We start from the raw sequence: 23,456 nt of genomic DNA, 5'->3' as shown, positions 1-23,456 counted from the left end.
ACGCAGAGTTGCTGCAGTTTGGCACCCGAATCTGTACTCATGACGACAGAAGCCCTCCCGCAGGCCGCGGCACCCGTGACGATCGTCGCCGACACATCGGTCACCGCTCCGGTACTCGACATCGTCGTACCGGTCTACAACGAAGAGACCGACATCGCCTTGTGCCTGCGCCGCCTCCACGACCACCTGCGGACACACGTCCCGTTCACCGCGCGCATCACCGTTGCCGACAACGCGAGCACCGACGCCACCGTCGCGATCGCCGCGGAACTCGCGGGCGAACTCGGCGACATCCGGGTGGTACACCTCGACGAGAAGGGCCGCGGCCGGGCACTCAAGGCGGTGTGGACGCGCAGCGACGCACGGATCGTCGCCTACTGCGACGTTGATCTGTCCACCGACCTCAACGCGCTGATGCCGCTCATCGCGCCGCTGGAGTCCGGGCACTCCGACATCGCGATCGGCTCCCGACTCTCCCGCGGCTCACGGGTGGTGCGTGGTACGAAGCGCGAATTCATCTCGCGCTCATACAATCTCATTCTTCGTACGACGATGCGCGCCAAGTTCTCCGACGCCCAGTGCGGCTTCAAGGCAATGCGCACCGACATTGCCCGTCAGGTATTGCCCTACGTCGAGGACACGGGCTGGTTCTTCGACACCGAACTACTCGTCCTCGGTGAGCGCATCGGGCTGCGGATCGCCGAGATCCCGGTCGATTGGGTCGACGATCCGAACAGCACCGTCGACATCGTGTCCACGGCGGTCGACGACCTCAAGGGCTGCGCCCGGGTGGGCTACGCGCTGGCGCGTGGTCGGCTGCCCATCGTCGAGCTGCGTTCGACGGTCGGCCGTGAACGCGCGGCCGGTCCCGACATCGCGGGTGTTCCGCCGGGCATGGTCGGCCAGCTCGTCCGATTCTGCGTCGTCGGGGTGGCGTCGACGGCCGCGTATGCGGTGCTCTACCTGCTCCTGCACTCGATCCTCGGCGCGCAGGTCTCCAACTTCGTGGCACTCGCGGTGACCGCGGTGCTCAACACCGCAGCCAACCGCAAGTTCAGCTTTGGCGTGCACGGCCGCGAAGATGCTCTCAAACACCAGCTCTTCGGCTTCGGTGTCTTCCTGTTCGGCTGGGCGGTCACCGCGGGGGCACTTGCGGGACTGCATGCCTTCGCACCGGAAGCGTCGAAGCACGTCGAACTCGTCGTGCTGATCGTCGCCAATCTGGTGGCCACGGCGACGCGTTTCGTCGGATTGCGGTGGGTGTTCCGTGCTCATCTGCGACGCACCGCCGAGGTAGCGGAATGACGTCCCACAGCATTCACGAGGCCGGTCACACTGAGGTCAGACACACCGGGGCCAGCCGCTTCACCGAGCAAGAATCGAGACGATGACCACCACAGCAGAATCGGCGACGGCCCCGGACTCCCGGGGCCGCGCGCCTGTCGACACCACGGGCGGCTCGACCGCACGCACGACGCTCTGGGAGCGCGGATCGCTTGCCGCACTATTGATCGCGACGACGATCATCAACCTCTGGAACCTCTCGGCGAACGGGTGGGCCAACTCGTTCTACTCCGCGGCGATCCAGGCGGGGTCACAGTCGTGGAAGGCATGGTTCTTCGGGTCGTCGGACATGGCGAACTCGATCACCGTCGACAAACCGCCTGCGTCGCTGTGGATTCCGGCGCTGTCGGTGCGGATCTTCGGATTGAACTCGTGGGCGATCCTGGTGCCCAATGCCTTGATGGGCGTGGCATCTGTGGCGTTGCTCTACTGGATGACGCGCAGGTACTTCGGGCACTGGGCGGGCATTCTCGCCGGTGCGACGTTGGCGCTCACCCCGGTCGCCGCAATGATGTTCCGCTTCAACAATCCCGAGGCGTTGCTCATCCTGTTGATGATCGCCGCGGTCTGGGCATGTCTGAAAGCCGTTGAGACAGGACGGCTTCGGTGGATGATCCTGGTCGGCGTGTTCGTCGGGTTCGGATTCCTCACCAAGCAGTTGCAGGTGATGCTGATCGTGCCGGGACTCGCGATCACCTACTTCGCATTCGGTCCGGGCGGGTGGGGTCGACGCCTCGCGCACTGCTTCGCCGCACTCGGAGCGATGATCGTCAGCGCGGGTTGGTGGCTGCTCGCCGTCGCGCTGTGGCCGGTGTCGTCGCGACCGTGGATCGGCGGATCGCAGAACAACTCGGTCATGGAACTGACGTTGGGCTACAACGGTTTCGGCCGCCTCAGTGGCAACGAGACCGGCAGCGTCGGACCGGGCATGGGGCGCGGTTCCTACGGTGGTTCGGCAGCGGGGCCGGGCGGGATGGGTGCCGATTTCGCGGGACCGGGCGCGCCCGGTGGCCGCGGCGGCATGTGGGGACAGCCCGGCCTGCTGCGGATGTTCCAGCCGGAGCAGGGCGGTCAGATCGCCTGGCTGATTCCGTCGGCGCTGGTGCTCGGTATCGCCGCGCTGATCATCATCGGTCGGGCCAAGCGCACCGACACACGACGCGCCTACCTCGTCGTGTGGGGGCTGTGGCTGCTCGTGACGATGGCCGTGTTCAGCTTCATGGCGGGCATCTTCCACAGCTACTACACCGCTGCCCTCGCGCCGGCCGTCGCCGCCGTGCTCGCCGGTGGTGCCGCGGTGGCCTGGCGTGCGCGCGACAAGGTGTGGGTCCGGTGTGTGCTCGCCGCTGCGGTGTGGATCGCGGCGATCTGGGGCTTCGCGCTGCTCGCGCGGTCGTCGGATTTCGTGCCGTGGCTGCGCTACGTGGTGCTGTTCCTCGGGATTGTCGGGGGTGCTGCGATGTTGTTCGCGCAGCGCGCCTACGTCGGTGCGCTCGCGATCGCGATGTCGGTGATCGCCGCTCTCGCGGGCCCGTTCGCGTACACCGTCGACACCATCACCACGGCCAAGCAGGGCTCTATCATCAGTGCGGGACCGCGCGTCGAGGGCGGATTCGGTCCCGGAATGCGCGGCGGACCGGGCGGAATGCGCGGTGGCGGAGCTGGATTCGGCGGACAGCGTGGAGGCGGCCAGGGCATGGCTGGCCAGGGCGGATTCGGCGGCCCGGGTATGGGCGGCCAGGGCCAGGGCCAGGGCCAAGGCCAAGGCATGGGCATGGGCATGCCGCCCGGCATGGCTGCGGGCGCCGGGTACGCGGGGATGCGTGGCGGAATGGGCGGTCCCGGTGGCGGTCTGCTGATGGGGTCGAAGCCCAGCGCCGAGATGCTCGCGCTGTTGAAGTCCGACGCCGAGAAGTACACCTGGGTCGCAGCGGCTGTCGGATCGAACACCGCGTCGGGCTACCAGCTCGAATCCGGCTACTCGGTGATGCCGATCGGCGGGTTCAACGGCACCGATCCCTCGCCGACGCTCGCACAGTTCCAGAAGCTGGTGGAGCAAAAGAAGATCCACTACTTCATCGGTGGCGGTGGATTCGGCGGTGGCGGATTCGGTGGCGGTTCGGACAGCAGCAGGCCGTCGAGTCAGATCACTACGTGGGTGGAGCAGAACTTCACCGCAAAGACGGTCGACGGTGTGATCACCTACGACCTGACAGCTCCGAAGTAGTCGCCCGGCGTCGACGTCGGGACCTCGACAGTCGAGAGCGAATCGACAACCACGTGTTGCGATCGCTCCGGTCTCGCTTGAGTGTCCTGACGTCGACGTCCTCCGACGTTAAGGTTCTGATCGTGGCATTGACGATCGGACATCGACTGAGTCGGATGACGGGCAGAGACCCGCACGAGGAACGACGCTCGGCGACCAACCTCGAGTTGTTCTTCGACCTCGTCTTCGTGGTCATCTTCTCGGTGGCAGGCACGCAGGTGGCCCACTACCTCGCGGAAGGTCACTGGCGTACCGCCTTCTTCGGATACGTGCTGTGCACCTTCGCCGCGATCTGGGCGTGGATCAACTTCAGTTGGTTCGCCTCGGCATTCGACACCGACGACTGGTTCTTCCGCGTCATGGTGCTGGTGCAGATGGTCGGTGTCGCGATCCTCGCGTTGGGAATCGCCCCGGTGTTCACCTCGATCGAGAACAACGAGCACGTCGACATCCGCGTTGTCGTGATCGGGTACGTGGTCATGCGGCTGGGGTTGGTCACGCAGTGGCTGCGGGCGGCGTCGCAGAGTCCGCGTTACCGCAAGACCTGCCTGACCTATGCCTTGATGATCTTCATCGCGCAGGTCCTCTGGGTGATCGTTGCGATCGTCGATCTGTCGCTGTGGCCGACGATCATCGCGATCGCGGCGTGCGCGTTCGTCGAATACCTCGGGCCGTACGTGGCGGAGACGCGCTTCACTTCGACGCCGTGGCACCCACATCACATCGCCGAGCGTTATTCGGCGCTGACCATCGTCACTCTCGGCGAGGGTGTCGTCGGCACCGTCGCGATCTTGCAGGCGGTGGTCGAGGAGGAGGGCTGGACGACCGAGTCGGCGGTCTTCGGACTCTCCGCGATGGTCATGATCTTCGCGATGTGGTGGATCTATTTCACCGTCCCGGTAGGCGACGCGCTGCATCTCAACCCGGGCAAGTGCTTCCAGTGGGGCTACGGACACACCGTGATCTTCATGTCTGCCGCGGCAACCGGAGCGGGCCTCGAGGTGGCAGCGCTGTGGACCGAGCACGAAGCGAAGATCAGCGCGGGCGCCGTCGTGGCATGCGTCGCGGTGCCGCTGGGCATCTACTGCCTCTCTGTTCTCGGCATGTACGACTACCTGGTGAGATTCGACCCGGTCTCGCTGCTGTGCGCGATCGGGGCCGCTGTCCTACTCGTCGCCGGGGTGTGGATGGCCTTCGCCGGGGTGTCGCTGACGATCTCCGTCGTGGTCGTCGCGTTGGCGCCGGTGTTCATCGTGATCGTCGACGAGGCGTTCCGCGTACCGCGGCGTGCGCAAGCGCTCGTCGACATGGGACTCGACGCAGTGGTGTCGTGACATCGCTGCGCCGCGTCGACGCCGCCCCACCTGTGCTGCTTCGCGCGCACTCCAACCACTAGAGTCGTGGGCGTGCGCGTACTAGTCATCGGCTCGGGCGGCCGTGAACACGCCCTGCTCCTCGGCCTGTCCCGCGATCCGTCGGTCACCGAACTGCACGTCGCGCCCGGTAACGCGGGGACTGCGTCGATCGCCACCAATCACGCCGTCGACGTCGTGTCGGCCGACGGTGTGGTGGCACTGGCGCGTCAGCTCGACGCTGATCTCGTCGTCATCGGCCCCGAGGTGCCGCTGGTCCTCGGTGTGGCCGACGTGCTGCGCGACGCAGGGTTCGCGACGTTCGGACCCGGAGCGCAGGCGGCACAGATCGAGGGATCGAAGGCCTTCGCCAAAGATGTCATGGCAGCGGCCGGTGTCCGCACCGCGCACAGCGAGGTCGTCGACAACCCTGCCAAACTCGACGCCGCGCTCGATCGTTTCGGCCCGACCTGGGTGGTCAAGGACGACGGCTTGGCCGCGGGCAAGGGCGTCGTCGTGACCACCGACCGCGCGGCCGCACGGAGTCACGCGGCCGAGTGTCTCGAGATCGGCCATCCGGTCCTGCTCGAAAGCTTTCTCGATGGACCAGAGGTCTCACTGTTCTGCCTGGTCGACGGCGAGACCGTCGTACCGCTGATCCCCGCACAAGACCACAAGCGCGTCGGCGACAACGACACCGGGCCCAACACCGGTGGCATGGGCGCCTACACGCCGCTGCCGTGGCTACCCGACGAGGTGACCAGCCAGATCGTCGACGATGTGGTCAAACCTGTTGCGGCAGAGATGGTTCGACGCGGTACTCCGTTTTCCGGGCTGCTCTATGCCGGACTCGCGATCGGCAAGGACGGGCCGTCCGTCGTCGAATTCAATTGTCGGTTCGGTGATCCCGAGACTCAGGCGGTGCTCGCGCTGCTGAAATCGCCTCTGGGACAAGCGCTCAACGCGACGGCAACCGGCACCCTGGCCGACCTGCCCCCACTGGAGTGGGAAGACGGCGCGGCAGTCATCGTGGTGGTCGCAGCGGAGAACTACCCGGGCAAGCCGCGCACGGGCGACGCGATCACCGGCGCATCAGGCGAGGGCGTGCTGCACGCAGGAACGGCAGTCGATGCGTCCGGTGCCGTGGTGTCGTCGGGAGGTCGGGTACTCGGAGTGCTCGGGGTTGGTGCCGACCTCGCCGAGGCGCGCGCTCAGGCCTACGAGCGGATCGACGCGATCAAACTGCCGGGCTCACATCACCGCACCGACATCGGCAAGGCCGCGCTCGACGGCGAGATCAGTATCTGATCTAACGGGCCAGTTCGCGCCCGAGGAACGCCACCTGATCGGGAAGAACGCTGCGCCAGTAGCGATTCGTGTGTCCGCCGGCCGCTGTCCCGAATGCCGCCGGTGGGTGTAGCCCTGCGGCCCATTGACGGGTGTAGGTGTAGAACTGATCGCTCGAACCGATGGTGATCAGCAGCGGGATCTTGTCGAACGCGCGCTGCTGGCCGAACAGCGAGTTGCGCTGATAGTCGTCGAAACTGTCGAAGGCGCGTTGCGGGAAATTGTTCGGATCTGCCCACAGCGCAGGCGAACTCACCGCGATCGCAGCGACGCGGGGCGCGCCGAGTAGCGCTCCGAGGCGCAGTGCTCCGTAACCGCCCATCGACCAGCCGAAGAGCCCGAGTCGATCGGTGGATAAATCGAGTTCGCGATTGCTCGCCAGCATCGGGATGAACTCGTCGAGAACCATTGCGCCGCCGTCGGTTCCGTCGGCGCGCGCGTGCCAGTAGTTGCGCGCGCCGTCGACCGCGGCAATCGCGAACGGCGCATTGCCCGCGTCGACGTACTCCTGAAGCACGGTCTGGACGCTGAGCTTATTGGTGAAGATCGACTGCTCGTTTGTGTTCAACGCGTGCAGGACCACCACGACGGGGAGCGTGCCGGTCACACCCGACGGTCGTGCCACGGCCCAACGCGTCGGCCGACCACCCATCTTGGCGGAGACGAAGCTACCCGTGATGAGCTTCGGACCCTCGGCGATGGGCGCGGGCGAGGTCTCGATGGGCAACTCGTCGTCGGCGGAACGGGGGACCGCCGCTCGCCGCTCGTCGACAGTCACCGCATCCGAGCGTGAGCACGACGACAGTGAGAACGCCGACAGCGCTCCGATTGCCGAGACACCCAGGGCGGACGCGAGAACGGCCCGACGGTTGGGCTGCGCCGACGGCGCGTCGGAGGTGGGGTCGGCGCGCGGGGTTGCGGCGTTCGGCCGGTGATCGGTGCTCATCGAGTTCACAGGATAGTGGGCACCGATCAGATAGCGGCGATTGCCGCCTTCAGCTTGGTCGACGCGTCTGCGGCGACGTCGGGTAGCCCCGGCGCATCGGCGACCGCGACCATGATGTCGGGGTTCATCGCTTCGACGATCACTTCGCCCGTGACCTCGGGATTCGCCCGGACGACCACGTTGCACGGCAGCAGCAGACCGATCTGCCGTTCGATGCCGAGTGCGCGGTGCGCGAGACCGGGATTACACGCACCGAGGATCAGGTAGGGCTCGATGTCTTCATCGAGCTTCTTCTTCAACGTCGCGGTGACGTCGATCTCGGTGAGCACGCCGAATCCCTGCTCTGCCAGCGCTGCGCGGGTGCGGGCGACGGCGTCGTCGAACTCGGTGGTGAGGGTGGTGGAGTAGCCGAGTTGCATGGCGTTTCCTTTCTTGTGTGCCCGGCGATTCTGTATGGCCGGATATGGGGCCGGGTTCAGGCCAGAGCGAGGAACAGCTTCTCTAGCTGTTCTTCTGTCATGGGTTCCGTCGTTGCCTCGTCGCCGGTGAGGCATTCACGCAGGCCCGTGGCGACGATCTTGAACCCGGCGCGGTCGAGTGCACGCGAGACCGCGGCGAGCTGCGTGACGACGTCCTTGCAGTCACGGCCCTGCTCGATCATCGAGATCACGCCCGCGAGCTGACCGTGCGCACGGCGCAATCTGTTGAGTACGACGGTGATCGCTTCGTCGTCGCCGACCATGTGCGCCTCCTCGGGGTGGCTGGATATGGCTCCAATATACCCCAGGGAGTATCCGTCAAACCGTGAACCACCGTACTCGACGTTGCACCGCGCAACGCTGTTACGGCCGCCGAACGGTGGATTCGCCTGCCACGCTTCGCAACTCGTCGACCGTGTCGAGGACGAGTGCGCCGAGTTCCGTGTCGGTGCCGTCCGAGAGCCAGTGATCGAACGCTGCGGTGAAAGCTGCAATCGCCATGTCAGCGGCCAGTCGTGCGCGCACGGGGGCGTGGCCGCGGGCTTCCAGTGCCACGGCCAGTGCGTCCGCGAGCGAGGTCATCTTGAGTAGCTCCCGTTCGTGTAGCTCGGGAGTGGCGTCGATGATTCGCTGCCGGATTCGAGCGTGGTCGAGCCTGTCGACGAAGAACCGGCTGCTCGCCGCGGCGAGGGCGTGAGCTGCGGCGTCGAGCGGAGCAATGCCCGCGGGAGTATCGGCGACCGCTTCGATCGTCGCCCGCTCGAGGGTGCGCTCGCGGTCGAACAGCACCTCGCGTTTGTCGCCGAAATGCCGATAGAAGGTCCGCTCGGTGACGTCCGCGCGCTCGGTGATGTCGGCGACCGAGGTCTCGTCGAAACCCTTCTCGAGGAACAACTCGACCGCGGCTGTCTGCATCCGCTCCCGTGATCCCGTCGGCCATCGACCCATCTGGCCAGAATAGCGTCGATGACAGAACCTGACATCAGGGGTAGCGTGAGTGATGTCAGATCATGTCATCACTACGAAGAGGCTTGTCATGCGCGTTTTTCTCACCGGTGCGTCGGGACACATCGGGTCCGCACTCATACCCGAGCTCATTACGGCTGGCCACAGCGTCGTCGGACTTGCTCGCTCTGACGACGCGGCCGCGCTCGTGGCTGACCGCGGGGCGGAGGTCGTCCGTGGTGGACTCGACGACCTCGACGTGTTGCGTGCGGCCGCGTCGGACTCCGACGGTGTCATCCATCTCGCCTTCCGACACGACCTCATGCAGGTCGGCGACATGGCAGGCGCCGCAGATTCCGACCTCGCGGCTCTCACCGCCATCCGTGACGCCGTGCGCGGTACCGGCAAACCCCTGGTGGGTACATCCGGAACGCTTCTCTTGGCCGCTTCCGGCATCACCGGACGCCCCGGCACCGAGGAGGATGCGCTTCCTTCGGGGTACCGGATCGACTCCGAGAACTTCGTGATCGGACTTGCCGACGACGATGTGCGGTCGTCGGTGGTGCGTCTACCTCCGACGGTGCACTCCGACCTCGACCGCCATGGCTTCGTCCCCGGATTGATCGGGTTCGCGCGTAACGCGGGGTCGTCGGGATACCTGGGTGACGGACACAACCGGTGGCCCGCGGTGCACACCCGCGACGCCGCGCGCGTCTATCGCCGTGCGCTCGAATCGGCACCGGCAGGCACCCGGCTACACGCGGTTGCCGAGGAGGGTGTGCCGTTCCGGGAGATCGCCGCGGCCATCGGTCGGGGACTCGACGTCCCGGTGGTGTCGGTTCCCGCGGACAGGGCTGCTGACGTATTCGGTTATCTCGCAGGCTTCGTCGGCATCGACAATCCGACGTCGTCGACGCTGACTCGTGAACTGCTCGACTGGGAGCCGGAGTTCCCCGGTTTACTCAGCGACCTCGCGGCCGGGCACTACTTCACCTGAGTACGCAATATGCCCAACGCGTGTGATCGCGAGGTCGAGATTCGCGAAAGCCAACCGTGCAGTGAAATCGCTTGGCAGCATGGGGGCCATGACGGCGGCGACCACTCCCAAGGGAGAGCGCAGGCGGTCGCGCCTCATCGCGGCTGCCGGAGAGTTGTTGCTGGAGGGCGGCTTCGACGCCGTGCGTCACCGAGCAGTTGCCGATCGCGCGCAATTGCCACTCGCGTCGACGACGTACTACTTCGGCTCGCTCGACGACCTGATGGCCGAGGCCGCGGGCTTCGTGTCGCGGGCAGACGAGCAGGCGATCGTCGATCGGGGTGAGGCGGTTGCACGGCGTCGTCGAGGAAGTCACGCGACCGCAGAGATCCTCGCCGACGTGTTCGTCGGTGAGAACACCCCCCACGACGAGTTGGCGGCCCGCTACGAAATGATCGCGCTCACACCCAGGTACCCGCGGCTCTACGACGTCGTGGCCGCGCGACGTGCGACGCTCGCCGCAACACACCTCGTCGTGCTCGACAGGTCGGGACGGTTGGCACGGGCCGCACACATCGAGAACCTCATCGCCATCGAAGACGGCGCCGTTCTCGGTGCGCTCGGCAGCGGATCGTCGCCAGCCGGCGCGACGCGCGACGCGCTCGGCGAGGTCGTCGACGTGCTGGCCCCACGAGTGGAGGAACCACGGTGAATCAGCGGAGAACCGTCGTGGCGTGGAGCCGCGGTATCGGTCGGGTAGTGGCGACCGTCGTCGTCGCGGTGGGCGTGCTCGTCGCAGCGTTGTCGGCGCAGGGCGCGGCGTCGGCCGAACCGGTCCAGGCGCCCGATCCGGGAGTGCCGTTCTCCTCGGTGGTCTACGGAACCGGATGCACGTATTGGCTGACGGGCTTGGTGAACTCGCGCGGGACGGTCACGTTCTGGGAGGGCAAGAAGGGCTACACACCACGGCTCATCGGGAGCGCCGAACCTGCTGGCGGCCAGGCGACGATCAGATGGATTCCCCGCCGGATCGGCGACAGATACCTCTACACCAAACAGAACGGTGTGCGGTCGAAGCTGACGCTTGCACGAGTGCACCAGGGCTATGGCTCGGGCGGGACGTGCTTCGCGATCTGAGTCGCCGCCCGTGGCCGGCGGACGGCCAGACGCCCGTGACAGTCGAGTGTCGAGTACACGACTAGACTGTTGGCGTGTCGAAACCTGCCATCACCAATGTTCTGGCCAGCCGATATGCGTCTGCCGACCTCGCCGAGATCTGGTCGGCGACCAACAAGATCGCGCTTGAACGCCGCCTGTGGCTGGCTGTTCTGAAGGCGCAGCAGGACCTGGGGATCGACGTCCCCGACGGCGCGGTCGCCGACTACGAGGCAGTCATCGACCAGATCGACCTCGCGTCGATCGCTGAGCGTGAACGCATCACCCGCCACGACGTGAAGGCGCGCATCGAAGAGTTCAACGCGCTCGCCGGCCACGAGCAGATCCACAAGGGCATGACGAGCCGCGACCTCACCGAGAACGTCGAGCAGTTGCAGATCCTGCAATCGCTGCGGCACGTGTACGCGCACGGGATCACGGTGCTCGCACGACTCGTCGAGCATGCTGCGCAGTACAGCTCGACGGTGATGGCCGGACGCAGTCACAACGTCGCCGCGCAGGCCACGACGCTGGGCAAGAGGTTCGCGTCCGCTGCCGACGAGCTCATGATCGCGTTGCAGCGCGTCGACGAAACCATCGACCGCTACCCGCTGCGTGGCGTCAAGGGGCCGATGGGTACCAGCCAGGACATGCTCGACCTGCTGGGCGGCGACGCGTCGAAGCTCGCCGACCTCGAAACGCGCGTCGCCGGGCACCTCGGATTCGCGCGATCGCTGACATCCGTCGGCCAGATCTACCCACGCTCGCTCGATCACGACGTCGTGTCCGCGCTTGTGCAGGTGGGTGCGGGGCCGTCGTCGTTGGCGCACACGATCCGGCTGATGGCCGGCCACGAGCTGGTCACCGAGGGTTTCCAGCCGGGCCAGGTCGGGTCGTCGGCGATGCCGCACAAGATGAACACGCGTAGCTGTGAGCGCGTCAACGGCCTGCAGGTGGTGCTGCGTGGCTACGGCTCGATGGCCGCCGAACTCGCGGGCGCGCAGTGGAACGAGGGCGACGTGTTCTGCTCGGTGGTGCGACGCGTCGCGCTGCCGGACGCCTTCTTCGCGATCGACGGCATGCTGGAGACCTTCCTGACCGTGCTCGCCGAGTTCGGTGCCTACCCCGCCGTCATCGAGAACGAATTGGCCCGTTACCTGCCGTTCCTGGCCACCACCAAGGTGCTGATGGCATCGGTGCGAGCGGGCGTAGGGCGCGAGGCCGCGCACGAGGCGATCAAGGAGAACGCCGTTGCCGTTGCGCTCGCGATGCGCGAGGAAGGTCGCGAGCCCGACCTGCTCGACCGCTTGGCCGCCGACGAGCGCATCCCCCTCGACCGCGCCCAGCTCGACGCGCTACTCGACGACAAGGAGGCGTTCGTCGGAGCCGCAGGCCGCCAGGTCGCCGACGTCATCGCCGCCGCGGAAAAGCTCATCGCCGACAACCCCGAGGCCGCCAACTACGTGCCCGCGCCCATCCTCTAGACGCTGGTTGAGCGGCGCTCCCGCTGGTTGAGCTTGTCGAAACCACTCACTTCTTCTCGGAGTGGCCGAGCTGCCAGTCGGGCAGCGCGGTGTCGCGCAGGCGGCGCTTGAGCTCGGCGGCGTCGGGGAAACCGCCGTCGGCCTTGCGTTCCCAGAGCTGTGTCCCGTCGACGTCGATGCGGAAGATGCCGCCGGTGCCGGGGACCAGGGTGACCGAGCCGAGGTCGGTGCCGAAGGTGCTCAGGATCTCCGAGGCCATCCAGCTCGCGCGCAGCAGCCAGTTGCACTGCGTGCAGTAGGTGATGGTGATCGCGGGTGGGGTCATCTGCCTACGGTCCCACATGATGTGCCGGGGCTCCGAAGTCCGGCCGTCAACCCGAACATGTCTGCGCGCCGACGCAGCAACTAAGGTCGAAGCATGCGTCCAGCTCTCGATTCGTACACCTTTGTGGCCTCGGGCAAGGTGCGCGAGATCTATCAGATCGATTCCGACACCCTGCTCATGGTCGCCAGCGACCGCATCTCGGCGTACGACTTCGTGCTCTCGCCGGAGATACCCGACAAGGGCCGCATCCTCACCGCGATGAGCTTCTTCTGGTTCGACGCGCTCGGCGTGCCGAACCATCTCGCCGGTGGCCCCGATGACGAGCGCATACCCGCTGAGCTCGTGGGTCGGTCAATGGTGGTGCACAAGCTGCCGATGGTTCCCGTCGAATGCGTCGCCCGCGGTTATCTGACCGGGTCCGGTCTCATCGACTACAACAAGACCGGCGCGGTGTGCGGCGTCGTACTCCCGTCGGGTCTGCATGAGGCCGACAAGCTGCCGGAACCGATCTTCACTCCCGCGACCAAGGCGGAGCAGGGTGATCACGACGAGAACATCACCTTCGAGCAGGCTGCAGATGTCGTCGGCGCCGACCTCGCCGAGTCCCTGCGCACCGCGACGCTCGACATCTACGGCAGGGGAGCCGATCTCGCCGCAGGGCGCGGAATCATTCTGGCCGACACCAAGTTCGAGTTCGGTCAAACGCCCGACGGCTCGCTCGTCCTCGCCGACGAGGTGCTGACCCCCGACTCGTCCCGATACTGGGACGCCGCCTCGTATTCGCCGGGACACGTACAACCCAGCTTCGACAAACAGATCGTCCGCAACTGGCTGACCTCGGCGGCGTCGGGCTGGGACCGATCGTCCGACGACCCGCCGCCCAGCCTGCCCGCTGACGTCGTCGAGCGCACCCGCGCACGTTATATCGAAGCCTACGAACTGATTTCGCAGAAGTCGTTCGACGACTGGCCCGACCACGCATAGGAGACCCGTGACCGACGCACAATCCGGCAACTCTGCCACCCCGACCGCCGCCTCCCCGGCGGTACCGCCGGTCGCGAAGAAGGTTCGTACCGAGCGCACCCACCATGGCGACACCTTCGTCGACGAGTACGAGTGGTTGCGCGACAAGGACGACGCCGAGGTGATCGCCTTCCTCGAGGCCGAGAACGCCTACACAGAGGCGAATACGGCTCAGCTCGCAGACCTGCGCGCCACGATCTTCGGTGAGATCAAGTCGCGCACCAAGGAAACCGACATGTCGGTGCCGGGCCGACGCGGCGGCTACTGGTACTACGGCCGCACGCAGGAGGGTAAGCAGTACGGCATCCAATGTCGTTGCCCCATCGTCGATGTCGACAATTGGACGCCGCCCGAGGTGTCCGACGACGCACCGCTGCCGGGCGAGGAGATTTTGCTCGACGCCAACGTCGAAGCAGAAGGACACGAATTCTTCAGCCTCGGTTCGCTCGCCATCAGCCACGACGGCAAGTGGCTCGCGTACAGCACCGACGTCGTCGGTGACGAGCGATACACGTTGCGGTTCAAGAACCTCGAGACCGGCGAACTGCTCCCCGACGTCATCACCGACACCGCGGGCGGAGCGTCGTGGTCACTCGACGCCAAGCACGTGTTCTATCAGACGGTCGACGCCGCGTGGCGCCCGGATACGGTGTGGCGCCACGACATCGGGGCGGGCACCGACGACGTGACGGTGTTCCACGAGCCGGACGAGCGGTACTGGGTCGGCACGGGTTCGACTCGCAGCGACAAGTACCTGATGATCGTGACGGGATCGAAGATCACGTCAGAGTGCTTCGTGCTTGCCGCCGACGATCCGACAGGTGAATTCCGCAGTGTCGCACCGCGTGTCGATGGCGTCGAGTATTCGGTTGAGCATGCCGAGATCTCCGGTCGCGACTACTTCTTGATCGTGCACAACGACATCCGCGACGGCGAGAAGGCCGACGACTTCGCGATCGACATCGCACCCGTCGACGACCCTTCTGCCCGAACCGAATTCATCGGTCATCGCCGCGGCGTCCGGATCGAGGACATCGACGCCTTCCGCGACTACCTCGTCCTGTCGTATCGCGCCGACGCGCTGCCCCGGGTCTCGATTGCCGATCTGCGCCGTATCGACGGCATGCCGGTCGCGGAGGACTTCATCGAGGTCGCAGTCGCGCAGGAGCTGTTCTCGCTGGGGCTCGCCGGCAACCGCGAATGGGCAACGCCCCGTCTGCGTTTCGGATACGGCAGCTTCATCGAACCCGCCGAGTTGTTCGAGCTCGACGTCGAAACAGGTGAACGTACGCTGCTCAAGCGGCAGCCGGTACTCGGCGGCTACGACCCCGACGAGTACGAGCAGTCCCGCGAATGGGCAACGGCCGCAGATGGAACGCAGATCCCGCTGTCGATCGTCCGACGCAAGGGTGTCGGAGTCGATGGCAGTGAGAGTTCTTCGCCCGCACCGTTGTTGCTTTACGGCTACGGCTCGTACGAGGCGAGTTTCGATCCCGGTTTCTCGGTGTCACGGTTGTCGATGCTCGATCGCGGCGTCGTATTCGTGCTCGCACACGTGCGCGGCGGTGGTGAGATGGGGCGTCATTGGTATGAGAACGGCAAGACGCTCACCAAGAAGAACACCTTCACCGACTTCGTCGATTCGGCACGATACCTGGTCGACAAGGGCTGGACTACGCCGAAATTGATGGTCGCAGAAGGTGGTTCGGCAGGCGGACTGCTGATGGGGGCGGTCGCCAATCTCGCGCCCGAGTTGTTCAACGGCATTCTGGCGTCGGTGCCCTTCGTCGACGCGCTGAACTCGATCCTCGATCCGTCGTTGCCGCTGACGGTCATCGAATGGGACGAGTGGGGAGATCCGTTGCACGACGCGGAGGTCTACGAGTACATGAAGTCGTACTCGCCGTACGAGAACGTCACCGCGCAGCCCTATCCGTCGATCCTCGCGGAGACGTCGCTCAACGACACCCGTGTGATGTACACGGAAGCGGCGAAATGGGTTGCGAAGCTTCAGGCGTTGAGTACCTCCGACGCTCCGATCATGCTCAAGACCGAGATGTCGGCCGGCCACGGCGGCGTCAGTGGTCGCTACAAACAGTGGGAAGAAGTCGCTTTCGAACTGGCCTGGATTCTTCAGCAGACCGGCGCGCTGACCGAGTAGACCACAACGACAAAGTTGCCCCTGGCCGCGATTTCCGCAGCCAGGGGCAACTTGTGTGGTGACCAGCCGATCAGGTCAGTGCATGACGATCGGCGCGCGGTCCATGTCCTCCTCGACCAGAGGCGACGCGATCTTCTTGCGCGGCAGGAAGAACGCCGGGATGATCGTCACCGCGATCAGCGCGACGGCCACGATGAACGTGGTGCCGAACGCCTCGGCGGCCCAACTGAACCACTGATCCGGCGGGTCCTGAGGTGCCATTCCGGCCTTCACGGCCATGTCGTACTTCTCGGGAGCCGCATTCGACGCGATTGCCAGTTGTGACTCGGCATGCGCCTTGAGGTTGGTCGCGAGGATCACCGAGATGATCGCGGTACCGATCGACGACGCGGTCTGCTGCACGACGTTCATCAGCGTCGAGCCGTCGGGCACCTGCTTGTTGCTCAGTGTCGCCAGCGCTGCCGACATGATCGGCATCATCGTCATACCCATGCCGAGGCCCTGGACGAACAGCGCGCCACAGAGCAGCCAGTACGGGGTGTCGGAGCCGAGGAACATGAACGTGCCCATACCGACGGCCATCAGGACGATGCCCACGAGTACGAACTTGCCCGGCCCGATCTTGTCGGTCATCCTGCCTGCGATCGGCATGGTGAGCATGGCGCCGATGCCCTGCGGTGCCAGCAGCAGGCCTGCCGCGAGCGTGCTCTCTCCGCGGACTCCGATGAAGTACTGCGGATAGAGCAGCGCCGCACCGAAGAAGGCGATCATGAAGAACGTCATCGTGATGACGGCGATCGCCAGCACCTTGTTCTTGAACAGTCGCAGGTCGAGAAGCGGATGGTTGGTGTGCAGTGCGTGCCAGACGAATCCGAGGATGAGGATCAGGCCGATGATCGACGTGGTCAGCACCTTCGTGTCGATGAACGTACCCGCCTCGGTACTCGACGAGATTCCGTAGAGGAACAACGCAAGACCAGGTGACAACAACAGCAATCCGAGGATGTCGATCTTGGGTTTCGATTTCTCCTCGTCGTTGCGCAGCGCGAACCACGAATAGACAAGGGCCACGATGCCGATCGGCACGTTGATGAGGAACACCCAGTGCCAGCTCGCCTTCTCGATGAGTAGGCCGCCGAGGATCGGTCCCGCGATGGGACCGAGCAACATCGGGATACCGAGAACCGCCATCACCGAACCGACGCGCTCGGGGCCCGCCGCCTTGGTGAGGATCATCATGCCGATCGGCATGAGGAGGCCGCCGCCGAGGCCCTGCACCACGCGGAATGCCACGAGGGAGCCGATGTTCCATGCCAGGGCACAGAGCGCGGAGCCGATGGTGAACAGGATGAGCGACGTCATGTAGACGTTCTTGGTGCCGAAACGTGCTGCGGCCCAACTCGACAGCGGGATCACAGCGGCCAACGCCAGCGTGTAGCCGGTCATCGTCCATGCGGCGCCCGCGGCGTCGGTGTTGAACTCGTTCTGGAAGGTGTTCTGCGCGACCGAGACCACGGTGACGTCGAGGATCGACATGATCGCGCCGAGCACGACCACACCGGCGACGATCAGCACATGGCGATCGAGCTTGGTGTCCGGTGGGCCGGCGTGCGCGTGCGCGCCGGCAGAGGAACTCGTCATGAGGGATCTTTCGGTTCGGAGGTGGACGGTGTCGCAGTGCGGGTCCTCGAGGACTCGCGGTCGAGAGTGAAGTAGTCGACATCGGCGTCGACGATGTTCCGTAATGCAGACGTCAGCGCGGCCCGGAATTCATCGGGCAGTCCGTCGATGAATCGTCCGACGAGGTCTCGCTTGATGTCCAGCTGTTTTTCGACGGTCTCGCGGCCCTGGTCGGTCAGCGTCACGAGCTTGACCCGACGATCGCCCGGATCCTCGCGACGATCGACCAGCCCGGCCTGCACCAGTCGGTCGACGGTGCGCCCCGCGGTCGCAATCGAAAGGTCGACGCACTCGGCGATCTCGTGGACGGGCATCGGGGCGTCGTGCATCGATACGACGAAAAGGGCGCGGAACTGCGTGAACGTCAGCTCCGACGCCGCGAGAGTGTCCATGGCCTCGGCGGTACCGAGGCAGGAGAGTCGCTCCAGAAAACTGCTGAGCGCATCACATGCGGCGTCGTTCTGGAGCTGAGCGGGAGCGGACACTTGAAAACACTAACGCCCCTGCAACTATCTCACCAACGCAAATGTATGTGAGATGTAACCATGGTCGAGGCCTATTGTGATCTGCGACATATCTCGGTGGATGGCAGCCGGTGACTACTCTCGATCCCATGTCGGAAACCAACATCAAGAACATCCCGGTCACCGCGCTCGACGGCTCGGCGCTGAGCCTCGCTGACTTCTCCGGGCCGCTGCTCGTGGTCAACGTCGCGAGCAAGTGTGGCCTCACGCCGCAGTACGCGGGCCTCGAGGAGGTCGCCGAGAAGTACGCAGACCGCGGGTTGACCGTCGTCGGCGTGCCCTGCAACCAGTTCATGGGCCAGGAGCCCGGCAGCGCCGAGGAGATCGCCACCTTCTGCTCGACCACCTACGGCGTGACCTTCCCGCTGCTGGAGAAGACCGATGTCAACGGTGACGACCGGCATCCGCTCTACGCCGAGCTCACCAAGTCCGAAGATGCCAACGGCGAGGCGGGCGACGTGCAGTGGAATTTCGAGAAGTTCGTCGTCGACGCCGACGGCCACGTGACCACTCGCATCCGCCCGCGCACCGAGCCGACCGACCCGGTCGTGATCGAGGCCATCGAAGCGGTGCTCTGACCGGGTCGACTCCGAGACCGGGCCAACTCCAAGCCAGGTCAACCCGGAACCGGCAAACCGCGACCGGAGAGTGCAGGTTGCGGGTTGAACGGTAAGGTGAGAGCCGTCGAAAATCCGTCGGCGTCTCGTCGAGCGGATGTCACGTGAGAAGAGGAGCGCTAGCCGATGGCACGAGTGGTGGTCGACGTGATGCCCAAGGCCGAAATCCTCGATCCGCAGGGGCAGGCCATCGTCGGAGCCCTCGGTCGGCTCGGATTCGACGGCATCTCCGAGGTACGGCAGGGCAAGCGATTCGAGCTCGAGGTCGACGATTCGGTCGATGACGTGACCCTCGGCCGGATCGCAGAAGAACTGCTCACCAACACGGTGATCGAGAACTTCACCGTCTCCCGCATCGCCGACTGACGGCACGAGATCGAGTCGAGTAGGACCCACATGACTGCACGTATCGGTGTCATCACCTTCCCCGGAACCCTCGACGACGTCGACGCATCGCGTGCGGTGCGCATCGCGGGCGCCGAGGCCGTCGAACTCTGGCACGGCGACGCCGACCTCAAGGGGGTCGACGCGGTGATCGTTCCCGGCGGCTTCTCCTACGGCGACTACCTGCGTGCCGGCGCCATCGCCAAGTTCGCTCCCGTGATGGGTGCGGTGATCGAGGCGGCCGAGCGTGGAATGCCGGTTCTGGGAATCTGCAACGGTTTTCAGATCCTGTGCGAGGCAGGGCTCCTGCCCGGCGCGCTCACCCGCAACGAGGGTCTGCACTTCATCTGCCAGGACCAGTGGCTCAAGGTCGAGAACAACACGACGGCGTGGACGTCGCGGTTCGACGCAGGCGCCGAGATCCTCATCCCGCTGAAGTCGGGCGAGGGTCGCTACGTCGCGCCGGAGCGCAAGCTCGAAGAACTCAAGGGTGAGGGCCTGGTCGTATTCACCTACGCCGGAGGCAATCCCAACGGTTCCGTCCTCGACATCGCCGGCATTTCCAGCCCCAACGGACGCATCGTCGGACTCATGCCGCACCCCGAGCACGCGACCGAAGCGCTGACCGGTCCCAGCGACGACGGTCTCGGGCTGTTCTACTCCGCGATCGACGCCGTACTCGCCAACGCCTGATCCCGATGCCCACCCCGTCGCTGGCAACGTCCGCCACAGCCGAGGGGCTCGGTGAGTTCATCGACGCCTCGCCGTCACCCTTCCACGTGTGCGCGACGGTCGCCGCCGAGCTCGAATCCGCGGGATTTCAACGCCTTTTCGAGGATCAGGACTGGTCGACGGAGGAGAGCGATGCCTTCGAGGGCTTCGTCGACGACGCGGGCCGTCGGTTCTATGTCATTCGTGGCGGGTCGATCATCGCGTGGGATCTCGGCGATGGCGACGGATTCCGGATCGTCGGTGGCCACACCGACAGCCCCAATCTGCGGCTCAAGCAGAACCCCGACCGTGAATCAGCCGGGCTGGCGACGGTTGCGCTCGAACCCTACGGCGGCGCGTGGCTGAACTCGTGGCTCGATCGCGACCTCGGACTCTCGGGTCGGCTTGCCTATCGTGCGGACAGTGGTGTCAGCAGTGTGCTCGTCAACGTCACCGAGCCGGTACTTCGCGTGCCCCAGTTGGCGATTCACCTCTCCGAGGACCGCAAGGGCGTCACACTGAACCCCCAGCGACACGTCGACGCGATCTGGGGAGTCGACGCCGCGACCCCGATCCTGCAGTGGGTTGCCGAGTACGCGGGCATCGACGCCGACGCGCTGCTCGGGTGGGAGTTGATGACCCACGATGTCACGCCATCGAGGCTCATCGGACCCGAAGACGAATTGCTCAGCGCCCCAAGGCTCGACAACCAGGGCACCTGCTACGCGGGACTGCACGCGCTGCTCGACGGCGAGCCGACGATCCACACGAGAGTGCTCGCGCTGTTCGACCACGAAGAGGTGGGCAGCGGCTCGGAGCGGGGCGCGGCGTCGGACTTCTTGGCGACGACGTTGGAGCGAATCGTGTTGTCGCAGGGTGGTTCTCGCGACGATTATCTACGGTCCATGGCATCGAGCGTATGCGTCTCGGGCGACATGGCGCACGCCACTCACCCGAACTACCCGGACCGGCACGAGCCGACGCACCGGATCGCGATCAACGGCGGACCGGTTCTCAAGGTCAACCAGAACCTGCGGTACGCGTCGGATGCGTTGGGAGAGGCCATATTTGCGCTCGCCTGCGACACCGCCGGGGTACCGATGCAGCGCTACATCCACCGCGCCGACCTGCCGTGCGGCTCGACGATCGGACCGATCACGGCGACGCGGACAGGGCTGCTCACCATCGACGTCGGTGCACCGCAGCTGGCCATGCACAGCGCACGTGAACTGATGGGCGCCGCCGACGTTCCGATGTATTCTGCTGCGCTGCAGGCGTTTCTGAGTTCACCGGCCTGATCCCGCCCGCCTGATCCTGCTGCCAGGTCCCGTCCGCCGGGGCCACCCCTCACGCCCCGGCGGACGGTCGGTGTGCGCGTCAGTAGCTGCGCGCGAAGCCCAGGACGTTGTTCACGTAGTCCATCGAGTTGTTGTACCGCAGAACGGCTGTGGCCTCGGAGGCCTGGTTGCGCAGGTCGAGGTGGCCGTCGCACAGGTACCGGGCTGTGGTCAGCGCACCGTCGAAGAGGTTTTGCGGGTCGATCTTGCCGTCGCCGTTACCGTCGGCGCCGTACTTCTCCCACGTGGCGGGGATGAACTGCATCGGTCCGACGGCGCGGTCGTGGGCGGAGTCGCCGTCGAGGCGTCCGCCGTCGGTGTCGGTGATGACCTGGTTGCCCGCGAGCGAACCGTCGAGCATCGGTCCGAAGATCGGATTCTTCAGCGTGCCGTCGGGTGTGGCGTCGCCCTCGTTGGCGTGGTGCGATTCCACCTTGCCGATTCCGGCGATGAGCGTCCACGGGATGCCGCAGTTCGGCTGATCGCGTGCCATCGTGTCGGCGGCCTTTCGGTACGCCTCGAACGCGACCTGCGGGACGGCGCCGTCGGTGACGCTGGCGGGAAGCGGTGGGGGAGGCGGGGGCGTCGCTGTCGCCTTCTGGGTCGCGACGACCGGCTGTGCGGGAGCGGGCGCCTTCTTTTGCGCCTCAGCGTCCTTCTGCGCGCTCGGAGTGGCGGCGGACTGTGTGGTGGACTGGCTCGGTGTGGGAGCGCCCAGGGCGCCATGGTCGGCGTTGGCGCCCGCGGCAACAGTCAGGGCTCCGACGACGGGGATCAATGCGGCCCCGATCAGCGGCGCCCGCGACTTGGTGAACGCATGCGGCAAAATTGCTCGCCGCTGCTTCGAATGCTTACCCAAAACTGAACCTCACACGTACGTCGGTGGATGTACCGAGAGAGACCGTACATGCGGACGTGTCCTTACCGTTATCGCAGCGTTATCGAAAACTGAGTGATCGCTGAACGCCGACGTGCGACATCGCTGGTCGTTACGGGGATGTTTCGTCGAGTGTGACGTCAGGCACACAGGGGCTTTAGGCCCTTGCTGATGCAAGGATTTCGGCCCTTCGTAAAACCCCTAGTTGGGCCGCAACACCGACAGCGAGGTGCCCTCGGTGAGCACGATGTAGCCGTCGACGTCCGTCGCCCGCCCAAGGATCGGACGGGTCCAAGCGACCTTGCCCGCAGGGACGTCGAACGCTGTCAGTTGGCCGCTGCTGCCGAACACCAGGTGATCGCCGGACGAGCCGACGCAGCTCAACAGGTCGAGGTTGGTGTCGGGGTCGTCGATGCTCGGCACCGGCAGGGTTCCCGCGCGCTCGCCGTCGTCGAGTTGGTAGACGACCCGTGAGCGGTCCATCCGCGCGAAAGCGACCATCGATCCACACGGTCGGGTGTTGGATTTCGAGAGGTTCGGATCGGTGATCTGCCAGAGCGCTGCCCCACGGGCCGGGTCGCGCACCTGGTAGAAGCCCTGCGTCGCCTGCATAGATGCGTCGCCGACCGTCGTGAGCACCGGAAGGGTCGACGGTCCGTCCACCACCTCGGCTTCGGCGGACTCCGACGTCGGGCGTCGGGTGGGGGTGCCGCCGACCACGGCGTAGGTGTCGACGGACTCCTGATCCCCGTCGCGTCGAACAACGGCGAGGCCCGAGGAGTACGTCAGGATGTCGCACTGGCGGCAGCGCAGAGTGTCCTTGCCCCGCGAATCGACGACGAATCGGCTGCCGTCGGCCGTCGAGATGATGAGCATGTCGTGGTCGAATGTCGCCTGCGCCGCGGACGCGAAGGTACGGCCCCAGACGCGCTTGCCCGCTGCGGTGCGCATCGAGACCTCGTAACCGGCTTGATCGATGCGCACGAAGTTCGCGCCGACTCCGACCACCCGGGCGGTGTCGTCGAGTGCCGACTTCGAACCGACGCTGCCCGAGTCGTCGACGATATAGAAGCCGTCCGGCTGATCGCCGAGCTTGATGGCACACCCGACGTTCCCCGCGGCGTCGAACGCACACGAACCGAGCCCTGCGACGACGGGCTGCGACCACAGTGCGCGTCCACTGTGTCGATCGACGAGTTGGTAGGCGCGTCCGATGCCGCGCGGATACGAGAGCAGCCAGTGATCGCCGCGGGCGTCGGCGACCTCGATGTTGCCGGTCTGGTTGTAGCCGGGCAGTGTCTCCGCCGATGCGGTCCAGGCGACCTCTGGCTGCTGTGAGTAGCCGCGGAGCTGGGCGTTCTCGTATGTCCGTGCCACCGTGGGTGTTCCGATGGATAGCACGATCCCGACGGTCGCGACGAGAAGTGCGATCAACACCAGGGTGACTGTGCCGATGCCAAACGGCATGCGGTGTGCAACGCGCCTCACAGCGGAGCGGGCAGACATGGCCAACAGTCAATCAC

23 protein-coding genes are annotated in these 23,456 nt (G+C 65.7%); 14 read left to right on the top strand and 9 right to left on the bottom strand.

Translation table 11 applies throughout. The annotated features are described in order from the left end of the window. Positions 1-39 precede the first annotated feature (39 nt). The 4 genes from A5788_RS20240 (at position 40) to purD (ending at position 6,270) form a co-directional block, all read left to right on the top strand. Entirely contained in the window at positions 40-1,305 is a 1,266-nt protein-coding gene (locus A5788_RS20240) for a bifunctional glycosyltransferase family 2/GtrA family protein (protein ID WP_064869018.1), read from the top strand. A gap of 82 nt (positions 1,306-1,387) precedes the next feature. Next, positions 1,388-3,571: an ArnT family glycosyltransferase gene (locus A5788_RS20235; RefSeq protein WP_064868863.1), complete on the top strand. Its 2,184-nt coding sequence runs from the start codon at positions 1,388-1,390 to the stop codon at positions 3,569-3,571. Between the two features lie 155 nt (positions 3,572-3,726). Beyond that, on the top strand, positions 3,727-4,944 hold the full coding sequence (locus tag A5788_RS20230) for a low temperature requirement protein A (RefSeq protein WP_049698029.1): 1,218 nt from the start codon (positions 3,727-3,729) through the stop codon (positions 4,942-4,944). A gap of 72 nt (positions 4,945-5,016) precedes the next feature. After that, complete coding sequence (purD, locus tag A5788_RS20225) at positions 5,017-6,270, top strand: phosphoribosylamine--glycine ligase (protein WP_197494561.1); 1,254 nt, start codon at positions 5,017-5,019, stop codon at positions 6,268-6,270. 1 nt (position 6,271) lies between these two features. Here purD and A5788_RS20220 read toward each other — a convergent pair whose 3' ends face one another. The 4 genes from A5788_RS20220 to A5788_RS20205 form a co-directional block, all read right to left on the bottom strand. After that, on the bottom strand, positions 6,272-7,255 hold the full coding sequence (locus A5788_RS20220) for an alpha/beta hydrolase (protein ID WP_064869021.1): 984 nt from the start codon (positions 7,253-7,255) through the stop codon (positions 6,272-6,274). A 26-nt stretch (positions 7,256-7,281) separates the two neighbouring features. After that, the gene (locus A5788_RS20215; RefSeq protein WP_049697670.1) at positions 7,282-7,674 is read right to left on the bottom strand and encodes a DUF302 domain-containing protein; all 393 of its coding nucleotides are present in this window, start codon (positions 7,672-7,674) and stop codon (positions 7,282-7,284) included. 56 nt (positions 7,675-7,730) lie between these two features. After that, complete coding sequence (locus A5788_RS20210; protein WP_005207431.1) at positions 7,731-7,997, bottom strand: metal-sensitive transcriptional regulator; 267 nt, start codon at positions 7,995-7,997, stop codon at positions 7,731-7,733. A gap of 100 nt (positions 7,998-8,097) precedes the next feature. Then, on the bottom strand, positions 8,098-8,649 hold the full coding sequence (locus A5788_RS20205; protein WP_231894256.1) for a TetR/AcrR family transcriptional regulator; helix-turn-helix transcriptional regulator: 552 nt from the start codon (positions 8,647-8,649) through the stop codon (positions 8,098-8,100). A gap of 121 nt (positions 8,650-8,770) precedes the next feature. Here A5788_RS20205 and A5788_RS20200 point away from each other — a divergent pair, with 121 nt between their 5' ends. From A5788_RS20200 to purB, 4 genes are all read left to right on the top strand, one after another. After that, positions 8,771-9,676: an SDR family oxidoreductase gene (locus tag A5788_RS20200; protein ID WP_064869024.1), complete on the top strand. Its 906-nt coding sequence runs from the start codon at positions 8,771-8,773 to the stop codon at positions 9,674-9,676. Between the two features lie 79 nt (positions 9,677-9,755). Next, positions 9,756-10,367, top strand: coding sequence for a TetR/AcrR family transcriptional regulator (locus tag A5788_RS20195; RefSeq protein WP_049698032.1), 612 nt, complete (start codon positions 9,756-9,758; stop codon positions 10,365-10,367). Then, positions 10,364-10,792 (top strand): hypothetical protein, encoded by a 429-nt coding sequence (locus A5788_RS20190; RefSeq protein WP_231894255.1) that lies wholly within the window; start codon positions 10,364-10,366, stop codon positions 10,790-10,792. Before A5788_RS20195 ends, A5788_RS20190 begins: the two co-directional genes overlap by 4 nt. A gap of 74 nt (positions 10,793-10,866) precedes the next feature. After that, complete coding sequence (purB, locus tag A5788_RS20185; RefSeq protein ID WP_064868872.1) at positions 10,867-12,294, top strand: adenylosuccinate lyase; 1,428 nt, start codon at positions 10,867-10,869, stop codon at positions 12,292-12,294. Between the two features lie 46 nt (positions 12,295-12,340). Here purB and A5788_RS20180 read toward each other — a convergent pair whose 3' ends face one another. Further along, the gene (locus tag A5788_RS20180) at positions 12,341-12,619 is read right to left on the bottom strand and encodes a SelT/SelW/SelH family protein (protein WP_049698034.1); all 279 of its coding nucleotides are present in this window, start codon (positions 12,617-12,619) and stop codon (positions 12,341-12,343) included. A gap of 93 nt (positions 12,620-12,712) precedes the next feature. Between A5788_RS20180 and A5788_RS20175 the strand changes: the two genes are divergently transcribed. Both A5788_RS20175 and A5788_RS20170 read left to right on the top strand, forming a co-directional pair. After that, positions 12,713-13,603, top strand: coding sequence for a phosphoribosylaminoimidazolesuccinocarboxamide synthase (locus A5788_RS20175; protein ID WP_064868875.1), 891 nt, complete (start codon positions 12,713-12,715; stop codon positions 13,601-13,603). A gap of 7 nt (positions 13,604-13,610) precedes the next feature. Further along, complete coding sequence (locus A5788_RS20170) at positions 13,611-15,803, top strand: S9 family peptidase (protein ID WP_064868877.1); 2,193 nt, start codon at positions 13,611-13,613, stop codon at positions 15,801-15,803. A gap of 75 nt (positions 15,804-15,878) precedes the next feature. Here A5788_RS20170 and A5788_RS20165 read toward each other — a convergent pair whose 3' ends face one another. Together A5788_RS20165 and A5788_RS20160 are read right to left on the bottom strand one after the other, a co-directional pair. Beyond that, on the bottom strand, positions 15,879-17,444 hold the full coding sequence (locus tag A5788_RS20165) for a DHA2 family efflux MFS transporter permease subunit (RefSeq protein ID WP_064868880.1): 1,566 nt from the start codon (positions 17,442-17,444) through the stop codon (positions 15,879-15,881). Further along, positions 17,441-17,968, bottom strand: coding sequence for a MarR family winged helix-turn-helix transcriptional regulator (locus A5788_RS20160; protein ID WP_064868884.1), 528 nt, complete (start codon positions 17,966-17,968; stop codon positions 17,441-17,443). Before A5788_RS20160 ends, A5788_RS20165 begins: the two co-directional genes overlap by 4 nt. Positions 17,969-18,096: 128 nt before the next feature. Here A5788_RS20160 and A5788_RS20155 point away from each other — a divergent pair, with 128 nt between their 5' ends. From A5788_RS20155 to A5788_RS20140, 4 genes are all read left to right on the top strand, one after another. Beyond that, positions 18,097-18,585: a glutathione peroxidase gene (locus A5788_RS20155; protein ID WP_064868887.1), complete on the top strand. Its 489-nt coding sequence runs from the start codon at positions 18,097-18,099 to the stop codon at positions 18,583-18,585. A gap of 165 nt (positions 18,586-18,750) precedes the next feature. Then, positions 18,751-18,990 (top strand): phosphoribosylformylglycinamidine synthase subunit PurS, encoded by a 240-nt coding sequence (gene purS, locus A5788_RS20150; RefSeq protein WP_064868890.1) that lies wholly within the window; start codon positions 18,751-18,753, stop codon positions 18,988-18,990. Between the two features lie 30 nt (positions 18,991-19,020). Then, positions 19,021-19,701, top strand: a complete 681-nt coding sequence (purQ, locus tag A5788_RS20145; RefSeq protein WP_064868893.1) for a phosphoribosylformylglycinamidine synthase subunit PurQ — start codon at positions 19,021-19,023, stop codon at positions 19,699-19,701. A gap of 5 nt (positions 19,702-19,706) precedes the next feature. After that, positions 19,707-21,017: a M18 family aminopeptidase gene (locus A5788_RS20140; RefSeq protein ID WP_049697678.1), complete on the top strand. Its 1,311-nt coding sequence runs from the start codon at positions 19,707-19,709 to the stop codon at positions 21,015-21,017. Positions 21,018-21,096: 79 nt separating this feature from the next. On the opposite strand, the gene A5788_RS20135 is transcribed toward A5788_RS20140, so the two are convergent. Both A5788_RS20135 and A5788_RS20130 read right to left on the bottom strand, forming a co-directional pair. Then, positions 21,097-21,915, bottom strand: coding sequence for a lytic transglycosylase domain-containing protein (locus A5788_RS20135; protein ID WP_064868896.1), 819 nt, complete (start codon positions 21,913-21,915; stop codon positions 21,097-21,099). A gap of 219 nt (positions 21,916-22,134) precedes the next feature. Next, positions 22,135-23,400, bottom strand: coding sequence for a hypothetical protein (locus tag A5788_RS20130; protein WP_082938031.1), 1,266 nt, complete (start codon positions 23,398-23,400; stop codon positions 22,135-22,137). Between the last annotated feature and the right edge of the window lie 56 nt (positions 23,401-23,456).

Origin of the sequence: Gordonia sp. 852002-50816_SCH5313054-c (assembly GCF_001665925.1) — a bacterium.
GTDB classification, from domain to species: domain Bacteria; phylum Actinomycetota; class Actinomycetes; order Mycobacteriales; family Mycobacteriaceae; genus Gordonia; species Gordonia jacobaea.
This window is presented reverse-complemented; position numbering and strand designations above follow the sequence as displayed.